The sequence below is a fragment of the Chloroflexus sp. MS-G genome (assembly GCF_000735195.1).
GTDB lineage: Bacteria > Chloroflexota > Chloroflexia > Chloroflexales > Chloroflexaceae > Chloroflexus.
This window is the reverse complement of the sequence record NZ_JPIM01000110.1, coordinates 1-14,769: the sequence shown is the minus strand read 5'-3', so window position 1 is coordinate 14,769 and position 14,769 is coordinate 1. Positions and strand designations below refer to the sequence as shown.

The following is a 14,769-nucleotide window of genomic DNA, read 5'->3' as shown; positions in this document are numbered from 1 at the left end:
GCGGGCGGCTGGAAACGCCGCCTCTACGTTCTCCCCACTTCCCGCAGGCAGCTTGAAAAGCTGCCTCTACGTTCTATACACTTCCCGCAGGCAGCTTGAAAAGCTGCCTCTACGTTCTATACACTTCCCGCAGGCGGCTTGGAAACCCGCCTCTACGTTCTCCCCACTTCCCGCAGGCAGCTTGAAAAGCCGCCTCTACGTTCTATACACTTCCCGCGGGCGGTTGGGAAAGCCGCCTCTACGTTCTACCTCCTGCTCGCAGGTGGCTTGGAACGCCGCCTCTACGTTCTACCTCCTGCTCGCGGGTGGCTGGGAACGCCGCCTCTACATCTTCTCCACTCGATATATGACGCTTCTAGACCATTAGACCAGTTTCATTCATCAACCGAAATGCTATGGAAATACCGGCGGCGTATAATGAACATCACCATCAAACGAGGAGACGGGCTATGACAACCAACCTACAGCTACCACCCGACGAGATCAATCAACCCATTGCGATTGCCAAAATCCTTGTGCACCAGAGATTTACAGAGAGACCATTGCTTCATAGCGCATGAGGCCTCGGCCAGCCTGCAACATTCTGATTGGCCTTGCCCGCTGCTCCTCAATGAAAGGGCACAATTATGCGGATGACTTCACCAATTCAGCGCTTGACGCTTACCTACATTGTCAGTTTTGTGCTGATTTTAGGCTTAGTGATCAGTGGGTATTGGTTACTGGTCACGTTTTCATCCCGCCTAGCCCAAAATGACGCACTCCTCGAAGTGACTCATCAACAACAAATTCGGGCACAGCAAGTGGTGCTGATCGCAAATGAATTGGTACTCTTTGCCGATGCACAACAGGCCACCGCGTTACGCGCCGAGTTACGCACGCTGCGTAGTGACATCCAGCGCACCCACCGGCAGATGCTTGCAACTTCATCATCCCCCTCAATCAAGCAGATCACCCCTACCCTCGAGCGATTTTTGCAGTATGTCACCCAATTCATCGAAACACCGTCTCAGCAGCTCAACCGCGATAATCTCGATCTACGTGCGATGCAAACGAATCTTGCCGCCTTACAGAGTGATCTGAATGCTATCAGCAACCTACTGCTAACCGAAAGCCAGCGCCTGCGCGATCAAATTGCGCTGATTCAATCGAGTATCTTAGCCATCATTATGCTGTTAGTGATTGGCAGTGGCGTGTTCGTTTTACGACCTTTTACCCGCCGTGCTCGCCGTGAAGCCGAACAGTTGCAGATGCTTTCGCTGGTCGCCCGTTTTACCGATAACGCAGTCATTATTACTGATCGAGAAGGGCATATCGAGTGGGTCAATGAAGGCTTTACCCGTATCTCTGGCTACACCTTAGATGAAGTCGTTGGTCGTAAGCCCGGTCACTTTTTACAAGGCCCTGAGACCGATCCAGAGACGGTCAAACTGATGAGCCAGGCTATTCACAACGGCGAGTCGATCCAGACCGAAATTGTTAACTATACCAAAGATGGCCGCCCGTACTGGCTGGCGATTAACATCTCACCAGTGTACGATCATCAGCATAACCTGATTCGCTTTATCGCTATTGAATCCGACATCACGCATCAGAAAGAGATGGAGCGAATGCTCCGCGCCGCCCTCAAAGAGAGCCGCGATGTTATGAATGCTCTCGATCAGTCGGCAATCCTTTCTATCGCCGATCCAGAAGGGCGTATTTTGGAAGTGAATGAACGCTTTTGTACGATCACCGGTTATAGCGCCGATGAGTTGATCGGCCAGGATCACCGCATTTTCAAGTCGGGGGTTCACCCACCAGAGTTTTTTGCCGATCTCTGGCAGACGATCAAAGCCGGTCGGATTTGGCGAAATGAAATCTGCAACCGGGCCAAAGATGGTCATCTCTTCTGGGTTGATACAACAATTGTCCCGTTTGTCGGCGAGGATGGCCAGCCCGAACGCTATCTGGCTGTGCGCTTCGACATTACCGCCCGTAAGAAGAGTGAAGAACAGTTACGGGCCAGTGAAACGCGCTACCGTTCAGTGATCACTGCGATGAGCGAGGGTATCGTGGTGATGAATAAATCTGGCATCATCGAGACCTGCAATGCCAGTGCTGAACGCATTCTTGGTCTGAGCTATGATCAGTTGATCGGTCGTACCAGCTTCGATCCGAGGTGGCAGGCAATCCGTGAAGATGGTAGCCCCTTCCCCGGTGAAGAACATCCGATTATGGTGTCACTGACCACCGGACAGCCGCAACAAGATGTTATTATGGGCATTTACAAGCCAGATGGCGATCTGACCTGGATATCAATCAACTCTCAGCCACTCTGCGATGATCACGGTCAGGTATACGCTGCGGTAGCCAGTTTCCACGACATTACCGCCCGTCGCAATGCCGAACGTGAACTCCGCTTTCAGAAGACCCTCCTCGAATGTCAGACTGAAGCCTCACCCGATGGAGTGCTGGTGGTTTCACCTGACCGACGTTGGCTGTACGCCAATCGGCGTTTTCTGGAAATGTGGCATCTTACCGAGCTGCCGGTGCATGCAACAACGTGTGCAGTCAGTATGGAGAAAATGCTGGCCCAGGTTTGCGAACCAGAACGAGTACGGAATGAGATTGAAGAACTCTATGCGAATCCCCAACTGACGGGCAAAGCTGAAATTGAATTGAAAGACGGTCGTACCTTCGAACGCTACAGTGCACCGGTCATCAGCGCCGAAGGCGAGTATTACGGCCGCGTCTGGTTCTTCCGCGATGTCACCGAACGGCGGGCTATCGAACGAATGAAGAATGAGTTTGTCGCTGTGGTTTCACATGAACTGCGCACGCCGCTCACCTCGATCCGAGGTTCACTTGGCTTACTAGCTGGTGGTGTGGTCGGTGAATTACCACCACGGGCAGCATCGATGATCGATATTGCCCTGAAAAACAGTGAGCGGCTGATACGTCTGATCAACGATATTCTTGATATTGAGAAGATCGAATCGGGCAAGATGGTCTTTAAGTTTCAACCCATTGTGCTCGACGAGTTGCTCAGACAAACCATTGAAGCCAACCGTGGTTTTGCCCAGCAGTATGATGTAACGCTCGAACTCACTGCGACCCTGCCCGGTGTGCAGGTCTATGCCGATCCCGACCGTATCACGCAGGTCTTTACCAACCTTATCTCCAACGCAATCAAATTCTCGCCTCCTGGCGGCAAGGTCGAAATTGCCATTGGCCGAGAACCGCATGGCCGACTGCGCGTTACAGTCACCGACTACGGGCCAGGCATACCCGTTGAATTCCGCAGTCGTATCTTCCAGAAGTTCGTCCAGGCCGACTCGTCAAATACCCGCCAGCAGGGTGGTACCGGGCTGGGATTGAGCATCAGCCGCGCAATTGTTGAGCGTCACGGCGGACAGATCGGCTTCGTGACCGCAACCGGTGTGGGAACAACATTTTATGTCGATCTCGCCGAATATCGTCCGCATACAGCTACCATATCACTTCCACCGGCCCAATCGCATGCACCCCGCATCCTGATCTGCGAGGATGATCCCGATATTGCCGCCCTGCTCGCGCTGATCTTACAACAGGCTGGCTATGCAACCGATGTCGCCTATTCGCTTGCTGAAGCTCGTAATCTCCTCAATCAGCACGAGTACCGTGCACTTACGCTCGACCTGATCTGGCCCAACGAAGATAGCAGAGCATTCATCCGTGAGATTCGTCAACAATCACATACCCGCCATCTGCCAATTGTTGTGGTATCGGCACGCGCCGGTGAAGAACAAATGCTGAACAACGCTGATGGAGATGTGGTAGACTGGTTATCAAAACCAATCGATCAACAACGACTACTAACCGCCTTACGGCGGGCAGTACAACGCACCAGAGCTACCCGACCACATATTCTGCATGTCGAAGATGATGGCGATGTAGCGGCAATTATTGGTCTCTTGCTCGATGAGATCGCTGATGTAACGACGGCCTCGACGATCAGCGAGGCACAAACATTGTTGAAAGAACAGTCATTTGATCTGGTGATTCTCGATCAGATTTTACCCGATGGCAACGGGATCGAACTCTTACCACTGATTGAGCAACAGCAACCACCGCTGCCGATTATTCTCTTCTCAGTCCGTGATCTAGAACCAGAGATCGCCAGTCGCGTTGCCGTAACCATGGTCAAATCACGAACCACCAATACTGAACTGATCACCGCTGTCAGCCGTTTGCTTGATCAGACACCAAAAACGATAAAGGAGGAATCGTTGTGACGTCCCTACAGAAGATACTCTTTGTCGAGGATGATCCCGATATTCAGATGGTTGCCCAACTGGCCCTGGAAGCGGTCGGTGGCTATACTGTTCAGATGTGCAGTTCGGGTAAAGAAGCGTTGGCCGTTGCTGAACAATTTGCCCCTGACCTGATCTTGCTCGATGTGATGATGCCAGGTATGGATGGACCAACCACGTTGATCGAACTACGGAAGAAGCCGTCACTGACCCAGACGCCGGTTGTTTTTATGACCGCTCGTGTTCAGCGTCACGAGATCGAACAGTACCTGGCAATGGGAGCGGCTGACGTTATCTCAAAACCTTTTGATCCCATGACTTTATCGGCACAGGTTGCAGACATTTGGGTTAAAGCCCATGAAACCCGATCCTAACGAACAGTTTGCCGCGCTGCGTCAACGCTACGCAGCACAGCTTGCCGAGCGTGTGGCGGCAATTCTTAGCGCCTGGCAACACCTCGAACAGAGCCGGTGGGAAAAGTCGGTTGGGCTGGAAGTCCGCCAACTTGCTCACAAACTGGCCGGGTCGGCTGCCATGTTTGGCTTTGCCGATCTCGGTTCGGTTGCCCGTGAGATTGATCTTGGCTTACAAGCATGGCTGGAACACGATCACCTGCCGGATATAGTTACCCGTCAGCGTCTGGCCCACCAGATCACGCTGTTGCAACGTATGGTGCCTCAGGATCAATCGCACACCGCCGAGGCGCCACCTGCCGAACCTTCTCAGTTATCGGCAACCACATCCTCAGTATCAACAGCAGCACCAGCAGAAGCTGCACCGACCACCACCGCCGTCATGCTAGAGCAAGAGCTGTCTATTCCACGTGAGACCAACAAACTTCCCCGCACCATCATTCTGGTTGAAGATGATCGGGAGTACGCGCATACTCTTGCCGAACAATTACGTCTTTTTAACTACGACATCCATCTGGTGACCGATCTTGAGGGTCTGCCAACGCTGGTGCGGGCAATTAACCCGGCAGCAATTATCATGGATATTGTATTCCCATCAGGTGATCTGTCCGGTATCGAAGCAATTGCTGCGCTTCAGCGCGAGCGCACTGCGCCTGTACCCGTCATCTATATTTCACAACGCGACGATTTTAATGCCCGGCTGGCTGCTGTGCGCAGTGGTGGTCACGCCTACTTTGCCAAACCGGTTGATGCCGGGCAGCTCATTAATGCGCTGGATCGACTGACCGGCAACGAAGAACCGATACCCTTGCGCGTGCTCATTGTTGATGATGACCCCGATTTTGGAAACCGCTGTGTCCGCGAACTCGAAGTAGCGGGCATCCATGCCCGGGCCATCACCGATCCCCGTGAAACGCTCGATCATTTACAGGTATTTCGGCCTGATCTCCTTATTCTCGACATGTATATGCCGATCTGTAGCGGTAAAGAACTAGCCAGCATCATTCGTCAACAAGATCGCTATGTTGGAATGCCCATAGTCTTTCTTTCAGCCGAAACGAATCGAACCCAACAACAAGCAGCGTTATCGCTCGGTGCCGACGATTTTCTCGCTAAGCCAATCACTCCGACAGACCTGGTTGCAGCTATCTCAGCGCGTGCGGTGCGCGCCCGCTATCTCCAACGCTTCCTGCTACGCGATAGTCTGACCGGCTTGCTTAACCATCAGGCAGTTGAAGAAGAGCTAGCGCGTGAATTCGCCCGCGCCGAACGCCTGCAACAGCCACTCTCGATTGCGATCATCGACATTGATCATTTCAAACGGGTCAACGACTCGTATGGGCATCTGATAGGGGATCAGGTGTTACGCAGCTTCGCCCGTCTGTTGCAACAACGTCTGCGCCAGAGCGATTTGATCGGGCGCCACGGCGGTGAAGAGTTTCTGGTTGCTCTACCCAATACCTCGCTGACCGAAGCCCGCACCCTGATCGACAGTCTACGCAGCAGCTTTGCCGCATTACGCCACTACGGGCCAAACGGGATGTTTAACGTGACCTTCAGTGCCGGCATTGCCGGATACCCCCACCATCGGAGTCAAGTCGGGGTGATGCAGGCCGCCGATGCTGCCCTGTACCAGGCCAAACGTGCCGGGCGCAATCGCGTGATCGTTGACGCTCATCGTGACGATGCGCCACCATTCGTTCTTGCTACTGCAAAAGATACCGCAACGACCAAAACCGAAACAGTCTGGCGCGCACTGATCATCAGTTCAAACGGAATTCAACGTCGTCTGTTACGCCAGTCACTCAGCGAACGGGGCTTAATGTACGATATGATCAACGATGTTGAACATGCACTGAAATACAAGTCACCGACTCCCCCTAACCTCATTCTGGTTGATATGAACCAGATTGAAGGGACACACACGGCGAAGCTGGTACAGTTGCGCGAATATTTTACCAATGCGCGCATTGTAACCATTGCACCGGCTACCGCAGAACCACGCGCTGCTACGACTGTGACGTTTGGCGCCGACGACTACCTGCTTGTTCCATTAGCTGCCGGCACGTTACAGGCATTGCTCAATAGACTGGCTGCATCTGAGAGGAGCAATTAAATGAAACCGCCAACTCTCCTGATCGTTGATGATGACGATACCCTGGCCGAGATGCTGGAATTAATGCTGCGTGGTGCCGGCTATGAAGTACGGCGTGCAACCAGTGGGGAAGAGGCGTTACAGCAGATTTACAAGACTCCTCCCGACGCGCTGATTTGTGATGTGCTTTTACCCGGTATCGATGGTTATACGCTGTGCAAGCGGGTGAGGCAGCATCCGCTCACCAAGACATTACCTATTTTGATGCTGACCGCTCAGGGTGATATTAGCGCCAAGATTGCCGGATTCGAGGCGGGTGCGAACGATTATCTGGCCAAACCATTTGAACCACAAGAGCTGGTTTACCGGGTAAAAAATCTGCTGACACGGATCACCAGCGATGCTCCGGCTACGCCATTACCGCGCGGGAAGATTATTACCGTTTTTGGCGCCAAAGGTGGTGTCGGCAAGACGACCATTGCTGTGTCGCTGGCACTGGCACTACGTCTGCGTACCCGTCGTCGGGTTATTATTGTCGATGCCGATCTTACCTTCGGCGATGTGGCCGTTCATCTCAATATTGCTCCGACACGCAGCATCATCGATGTTGTACGCACCAGCGACGAAATCGAGCGCGAAATGATACATCAGGTATTGCTCACCCATCCATCGGGATTACAGGCGCTGCTGGCGCCGCCACGCCCTGAAGAGTCCGAACTGGTCAATGCCGATCACATGACCCGTATTCTCGATTTATTGGCGGTTAGCGCCGATTATGTGGTAGTGGATTGTCAGACAAGCTACGATGATCGCACGCTGTCGATCTTTGACCGCACCGATCATGTTCTCCTGGTAATTACTCCCGAAATAGGCCCCCTGAAAAACACCAGTATGTTTCTCAGTTTAGCCGGTCAACTGGGAATTAATCAACGTGCAATTAGCATCGTCCTGAATCGGTCCAATTCAGGGGTAGGGATTGGAATAAACGAGATCGAGCGGGTATTACGGCGCAAGGTCAACTTTCACGTGATGAGCGGTGGGCAACCGGTCGTGACCGCAGTTAACCGTGGGACACCGCTGATCCTTGAACAACCAAAACATCCGTTCGTTCAACAAATGCTATACATTGCCGATCAATTGATCAAGCAGCTTGAGACGGCCCAGGTGACGCAGCCGACACCACCGACAGGGTAAAGGTTTGAGAACGGAGGATGGCGCGGGAAGAGAGCTAGACAAGAGCCTAGCCGAATACTCGTCGTCACAGTGTAATGGATGAAACTCATGATGGATGGAGCATAAGAGTACGGGCGCAGCAGTGCTGCGCCCGCTTATTTATGATGCTTCAGCCGCTGTCTTCGCCGGAATTTTTAGAGTGCTCAGCTTTAGACGGAGCAACACCGACGAACATCAAGCAATCACGGCACAATAGTACGCTGCGGCTCTGGAGTTGGTGAAGCATCAAGCACAATCTCTTCTGTCGGTAGCACCGTCGGCAGTTCTGTCGGTATCTCCGTCGGCAGTTCTGTCGGTACCTCCGTCGGCAACTCTGTTGGTAGCTCTGTCGGCAACTCTGTCGGTACTTCCGTCGGCAACTCTGTTGGTAGCTCTGTTGGTAGCTCGACAAAGACCGTAGCTGTTGGCGTTGGCAATGACTGTGGCGGCGGTGGCGGTGGAATAAAGATCGGTACGGTTGGCGTATTGGTGACCGGAATTAACTCGTATGGTGTCGCCGTCGGCGATAGGGTCATCGTTGGCGTTGGTGAGGCGATCATCGTCGGTGACGCTGTAGCAAACGACTCAGGTTCAGCCCTAGTCGGTGATAACGATGAAATGGTCACATCAACCGCTATCGTGGCGGTCGGTGCGCCGGCTGAGTTAAGCATTGTGCTGACATACGCAACTCCTCCCAACGCATACCCGATCAGGGCCAGCACTGCTACCGATAGCAGTATGGTATAGATCAGCCGATCACGTGGTGCCAACCCGGCTAACCATACTCGTAAACCACTCGGTGAAGATGAAGGAAGAGGAGAACTTACGACCGTCGGCGACATCCCTGCCGGTTGAAGAGCTGTTGGTGATGTTGTAGGTAATGGCATCCCCGTGTATAATGGGCAACGAACATGATTGGTCGATAAACAATAGCGAACCTGATAATCTGGTTCAAACAGCGGAATCTCTTGCGCCTGTCCGGCTGCATAACAACGATGTTCCGGCGTTGGCGAGGCAAATCGAATCGCTTGATTTTGTTTCAAGCCTAGATATGGGCAGTGTCCTGACGGTTCAACCATAACGGTGACGCTCCTCACAACCGGGTCGCTGCCAATTATACGATCTGGCCGCGAGCATCGTCAAAATATTGTGAACTATGCGAATTGTCGTTCTTTCCGATGTCCACTCAAATATTGTTGCCCTCGAAACCGTATTGGCCGATGCCGGATCATTCGATGCGCTATGGTGTTTAGGTGACACCATAGGGTACGGTCCTGCACCGAATGAATGTGTCGAGCTGATCCGACAACATGCAACCATTACACTCACCGGCAATCACGATCTGGCCTGTCTTGGTAAGATTAGTCTCGACGACTTCAACCCGGATGCACGGCGGGCAAATCTCTGGAACGGGTTACAACTCAAGCCAACCAATCGCGAGTGGTTGCTGCCGCTCCCACCTGCCCTTAGCGTCGATCATCAATACTACCTGGCTCATGGCAGCCCCCGCGAACCAGTCTGGGAATATCTGTTAATGCCCTCGCAAGCATTAGCGAACCTCGAATGGTTCACTGAACCGATTTGCTTTATCGGTCATTCCCACGTTCAATTCGCTTTTCGCTGCTCACGCGATGATCGGCGATGTGAACGGATTGTCCCAGAAGCAGGCAGCCAATTGAACTTTACCGACAACGCACGCTATTTTGTGAATCCGGGGAGTGTCGGTCAACCACGGGATCACGACCCACGAGCGGCATACGCAATTTTTGATACCGAACGGCAAACCCTAACCTTCAAGCGGGTAGCCTACGACATCAAGGAAACCCAGGAACGAATGCGCGATTATGGCTTGCCATCAGCCCTGATATACCGTCTGAGTATAGGGATGTAACGATGTCACTCGAACAGCAATACCGTCAGCGCTTTGCCAGTTCGGCGGTGCTGGCCGAGCGTGCGTATCAGCGTTTCCCAGGTGGCGCGACTCACGATGGCCGTTACGCCGATCCATTTCCCCTCTTCATGGAACGTGCGTATGGGCCGTATAAGTGGGATGTTGATGACAATCGGATGATCGATTACTGGTGCGGCCACGGGGCACTCTTACTCGGACATGGTCATCCTGCTATCGTGGCCGCCATTACCCAACAGGCCCCCGTTTCAACCCATCTCGGCGCTAGCCATCGGCTTGAGTTGGAATGGGCTGATTTGATCGTTGAGCTGATCCCGGCTGCCGAACGTGTCCGCTTTACCGCCTCTGGTAGCGAAGCCACCACGCTCGCGCTCCGCATTGCCCGGGCAGCCACCGGTAAGAACACGCTCATTCGGTTTGCCGGTCATTTCCATGGCTGGCACGATGCGCTCGCCCCAGGTGCTGATCCCGATGACCCCAATCGTGGTGTGTTACCATCAACGCTGGATAGCCTGATCATATTGCCCGCCGATCTCGATCAGGTTGCGGCAACGCTGGCCTCCCGTGATGACGTCGCGGCTGTGATCCTCGAACCTACCGGCGCCTCATACGGTTCCATTCCATTACCAGACGACTTTCTGGTCGGTTTGCGTGAACTTACGCACCGTTACGGTGTGATCATGATTGCCGATGAGGTGGTCACCGGCTTTCGGGTGACACCAGGTGGCGCCTGTGCACGGGCCGGGGTGACACCCGATCTGGTTTGTCTGGCGAAGATCGTGGCCGGTGGATTGCCTGGCGGTGCGCTTGCCGGTCGGGCAGAACTGCTCGACCTTCTCGCTCATGATGAGTGCGGACCACGTGGCCGAATCCGTCAGCAGGGTACGTTTAATGCCAATCCCCTCTCGGCAGCCGCAGGTATTGCTATGCTCCGCGCAGTCGCAACCGGTGAACCCGGTGCAGTTGCCGCTCAACGCGGGACGATGCTCGTTCAGATGCTAAACGAACTCTTTAGATCGTATCGGCTGCGAGGTTGGACAGCCTTTGGTGATGGTTCCATCTTTCACCTTTTCGTTGATCCGACCACCGATCTGACGCCTGGTGAGATTCCACGCAATATGCCACTCGCTACCCTCAAACGGGGTGGCGATCCACGATTACTGCGCCTATTGCGTATGGCTCTTCACCTAAGCGGTGTCGATTTGATGCGTGGCCGGAGCGGCTTTGTCTCGGCGGTGCATAGCGAAGAGGACATCCATACCACTGTTGCTGCTATGGCCGCCGCAATTGAGCTGGTGATGCGTGAAATATAGCTGATCGCAGCGCTGCGATAGCCAATAATCGTCTTTACAAATCAAGGAGATACCACTTACAATGCAAGCACCATCGCTAACCCTTCCTCGGTCAGGGCTATTGATCGGGTTTAGTGTTCTGTTGACGTTCACCCTGTTGATGACCGTCCCCGACAACCCTGACTGGTGGCAAATCGTTCTGTTAGGTATTGTGCAGGGGATTACCGAATGGCTGCCGATTTCGTCGACTGCACATCTCTTACTGGTCAGTGAGCTGCTCAACTATCAAGGCAGCATCGGCGGTACTTTTGAAATCGCGATCCAGTTCGGAACCGTCTGCTCAGTCTTGTTCTTCTACAGACGCGATCTCTTGGCCCAGACTGGGGCACTAATCGGGCGTGGTGAACCGGCGATGGTAGCAACGACACGGAAACTCTGGTTAGGGGTCATGCTGGCCTTCATCCCAGCAGCAGCCATCGGCTTGCTGGCCCGCGATTTCATCAAGGGGGTCCTGTTCGAGTCGCCATTGACGATGGCAACGACCCTGATCATCGGTGGCATCATCTTTCTCTGGATCGAACGGCGCGATCCTCATCGGCCAACCGGCAAAACTACCGCTGATTTTTCCATCGTCTCGAATCGCCGTGCGCTCATCGTCGGCATTGCCCAAACATTTGCGCTCGTGCCAGGGGTCTCACGATCAGGCGCCTCAATTGTCGGGGGCTTACTGGCCGGATTTGACCGGCCAACAGCCACAGCCTTTTCATTTTATCTCGCTATTCCGACCCTTGGCGCAGCGACACTGGTCGATCTGATCAGCAGTCTTGACCAGATTCAGAGTAACGATTGGGGACGCCTCTTACTCGGTGCAACCGTGGCGATGATCGTCGGTTATGGCTGTATTGGCTGGCTTTTACGCTATGTCGCAACCAACAACTTTACTCTGTTTGGCTACTATCGGATCATCGCCGGCATCCTGATCATCGGCGCTGTCGCATTGGGTATCTTATGACACACTGAATACAGGATCAGACAGATGAAACCAGAAGAGATACGTGTTCAGTTGAGTGAACAGCCATTAACCCCAGAGACACCAATCGCCGAAGCTGGCGCGATCTGGCTGGCACGCCTGGCGAGTGCCGGAATTGATAGCGACGACGATGACGACGATCTTGATGAGCGCACCCGCGAGCAGCAACGACACCATGCCCGCCCAACCATTGCCAGCTATGAAACAGCCCTTCGGATTTTTGTACGCTGGGCCGAACGAAACGGACGCACCCGCTTGGGTGATCTCCAAATCACCGATCTGGTAACCTATGCCCGTACCCTGCGTAAACGCAGCTATGATCTCTCGCAGCGGGCAGCTACCCAACACCCCGACCGACGCGAACGCCTCTCTGAACGCACCATTCACGCATATGTCCGTCCGTTGTTCGGATTTCTGGCCTTGGCCGACTCGCAAGGAGCCATCTCGTTTCGGATTGCCGCAGCCCGACCGGAAGTCAGTCGGGTTTTACCTCGCCTACCCGACCCAGTCGCGCCAACCCCACCCGACCTGCGCCGACTGGTACGCTTCTACGACAAACCACACGGCGAAGAGCACGAACGTCAGATGCTGACCCGGCTGCGCAACGCTGCGCTCCTGCATGTCCTCTTCTCAACCGGCGCACGGATTTCTGAAGCCTTGAGTCTCGATGTTGGTGATGTCGTCCGTGATCGGCGCATCCTGCCACGTGTGATTGTTCGCGGGAAAGGACGGCGGGAAGGAACGCTCTTCATCCGTCGTCACGCTGAACAGGCCCTCCATCGTTATCTCGCCGCCCGCCACTGGCCATCGGCAACCGAACCGCTCTTCATCGCCTTCGATCCACGCACTGCTGGCAGTCGCCTCTCGCGCATCAGCGGCTGGCGGATCGTTACCAGCGCCGCCAATGCGCTCGCCGACCGTCTGATCTGGGAAGGTAAAACAGACGAAGCCGAGTTATTACGTCAAGTTACGCCACACACCTTTCGCCACTTTGTCGGTTACCACCTGTTGAACGAGGGAGTTTCCCTGGCCGAAGTCTCACAAATCTTGCGCCACCGCAGCGTGGAAGTCACGCGCAGTTTCTACGCCAGCTACACCGACGTGCAACTGCAAGAAGTTCACGACCAGTTCAGCGCCGATCCGTGGCCGGATGAATAGATGTGCAGCGCTGCCATACCCCCAATCTGTTACCTATTACGAAAGAATTTTGTTGTATAATACCAGATGTCCGTGTCATTTTTAATCATCCTGGGGTACAGCAGAGCGGCTGTATCCAGGCAGAGGAGTTCGTATGGCCGAGATCATCCCCCTGACACCGGCCGGCACCGATTCTGTTAGCGAACCATTCCGTGGTGGCGCCTGCAAACTGCATCCGCAAACAATGTGTCCGGCCTTCGGCGCATTGCGTGTGTTAACGCGGATCGAGGGTGCACAACCGGCAATGGTCACCGATACCGGCTGTCTGTACGGTCTCACCTTCGTGACCCATTTTTACGCGGCGCGGAAGAGCATTGTTGCGCCTGCACTGGGCACCGCAGAATTGTCAAGTGGGAAAGTCCAGGAAGCGGCAAATGCCGCGATTGCCGAGGCCGCCACGGCAGCAAATACGACCTTCATACCGGTTATTTCGCTTTGCGTGGCCGAAACTGCTGGTCTGGCTGAAGAGCTACTGCCAAAAGAGATCGATGGCAAACCGGTTATTTTGGTGCGTGTACCGGCGTATGCCATCCACTCGCATCCTGAAGCGAAAGATGTCGCGCTGGCCGCCGTGATGAGGCGATTTATCGATACCGGCGGCGATCACGAACCGGGTACGCTAGCTTTGATCGGAGAAGTATTCCCTGCCGATCCGTTGCTGATCGATGGCGTCGTGCGTAAGATGGGTGGCCGAGTCGTGACCACATTGCCCGGTCGGCACGTTGACGAAATTCGCCAGGCCGGTAGAGCCGCCGCAGTCGCGGCGTTGCACCCGTTCTACCGGGAAACGATTGGGGTGCTGCGCGAACGCGGGGTCGCTGTGATCAGTGGTGCGCCGATTGGTGCGGAGGGGAGTGCGGCCTGGCTACGTGCCATCGGCGCAGCGCTCGACCTCGATGAGGATGTGGTCGAGCGGGTCGCGGCTGAAGAAGAAGCGACAGCCCGTGGCTTTCTGGCCAGTAAACCGTTACAGGGCGCAACCATCCTGGTGTCGGGATACGAAGGCAACGAAATGCTCTACGCCCGCCTCTTGATCGAGGGTGGCGCTCACGTCCCGTATGTCAGCACGAGCATCGGGCCAAGTGCGCTTACCGCTGCCGATGAAGCCTGGTTAAAAGCCCACGGCACGCAGGCTGTGATCTACCGTAAAACCCTGGAAGACGATAAAGCAGCCATGGAGCACTGGACGTTCGATCTCGTGATCGGTACGACCACGCTGGCTGCCTACGCCAAAGAGAAGGGTATTCCTGCCGTGTATTACACCAACATTCTCAGTGTACGTCCTCTCTTTCTGGCTGGCGGTATGATCGCTTCGCTCAATTTTGTGCGCGATCTCCTCAACCGCAAGCC

Annotated in this window: 10 protein-coding genes; 9 read left to right on the top strand and 1 reads right to left on the bottom strand. The window is 54.4% G+C overall.

The features are described from left to right. Positions 1 to 626 precede the first annotated feature (626 nt). The 4 genes from JE47_RS0116315 to JE47_RS0116300 are packed head-to-tail and all read left to right on the top strand — an operon-like array spanning position 627 to position 7,973. Complete coding sequence (locus tag JE47_RS0116315; RefSeq protein WP_031460778.1) at positions 627 to 4,253, top strand: PAS domain S-box protein; 3,627 nt, start codon at positions 627 to 629, stop codon at positions 4,251 to 4,253. Next, complete coding sequence (locus JE47_RS0116310; RefSeq protein ID WP_031460777.1) at positions 4,250 to 4,645, top strand: response regulator; 396 nt, start codon at positions 4,250 to 4,252, stop codon at positions 4,643 to 4,645. Before JE47_RS0116315 ends, JE47_RS0116310 begins: the two co-directional genes overlap by 4 nt. Continuing rightward, entirely contained in the window at positions 4,629 to 6,800 is a 2,172-nt protein-coding gene (locus JE47_RS0116305) for a response regulator (protein ID WP_031460776.1), read from the top strand. Before JE47_RS0116310 ends, JE47_RS0116305 begins: the two co-directional genes overlap by 17 nt. Next, entirely contained in the window at positions 6,801 to 7,973 is a 1,173-nt protein-coding gene (locus JE47_RS0116300; protein WP_031460775.1) for a response regulator, read from the top strand. A gap of 221 nt (positions 7,974 to 8,194) precedes the next feature. On the opposite strand, the gene JE47_RS0116295 is transcribed toward JE47_RS0116300, so the two are convergent. After that, on the bottom strand, positions 8,195 to 9,070 hold the full coding sequence (locus JE47_RS0116295; RefSeq protein WP_031460774.1) for a hypothetical protein: 876 nt from the start codon (positions 9,068 to 9,070) through the stop codon (positions 8,195 to 8,197). 77 nt (positions 9,071 to 9,147) lie between these two features. Here JE47_RS0116295 and JE47_RS0116290 point away from each other — a divergent pair, with 77 nt between their 5' ends. From JE47_RS0116290 to bchY, 5 genes are all read left to right on the top strand, one after another. Beyond that, the gene (locus JE47_RS0116290; protein ID WP_031460773.1) at positions 9,148 to 9,882 is read left to right on the top strand and encodes a metallophosphoesterase family protein; all 735 of its coding nucleotides are present in this window, start codon (positions 9,148 to 9,150) and stop codon (positions 9,880 to 9,882) included. Positions 9,883 to 9,884: 2 nt separating this feature from the next. Continuing rightward, positions 9,885 to 11,213: an aspartate aminotransferase family protein gene (locus JE47_RS0116285; RefSeq protein ID WP_031460772.1), complete on the top strand. Its 1,329-nt coding sequence runs from the start codon at positions 9,885 to 9,887 to the stop codon at positions 11,211 to 11,213. Between the two features lie 61 nt (positions 11,214 to 11,274). Next, positions 11,275 to 12,204, top strand: a complete 930-nt coding sequence (locus tag JE47_RS0116280; protein ID WP_031460771.1) for an undecaprenyl-diphosphate phosphatase — start codon at positions 11,275 to 11,277, stop codon at positions 12,202 to 12,204. A 24-nt stretch (positions 12,205 to 12,228) separates the two neighbouring features. Beyond that, a complete protein-coding gene (locus JE47_RS0116275; RefSeq protein WP_031460770.1) occupies positions 12,229 to 13,380 on the top strand; it encodes a tyrosine-type recombinase/integrase in 1,152 nt (383 codons plus the stop codon). A 133-nt stretch (positions 13,381 to 13,513) separates the two neighbouring features. After that, a partial coding sequence (bchY, locus tag JE47_RS0116270; protein WP_035419716.1) for a chlorophyllide a reductase subunit Y occupies positions 13,514 to 14,769 on the top strand: 1,256 nt, incomplete at its 3' end.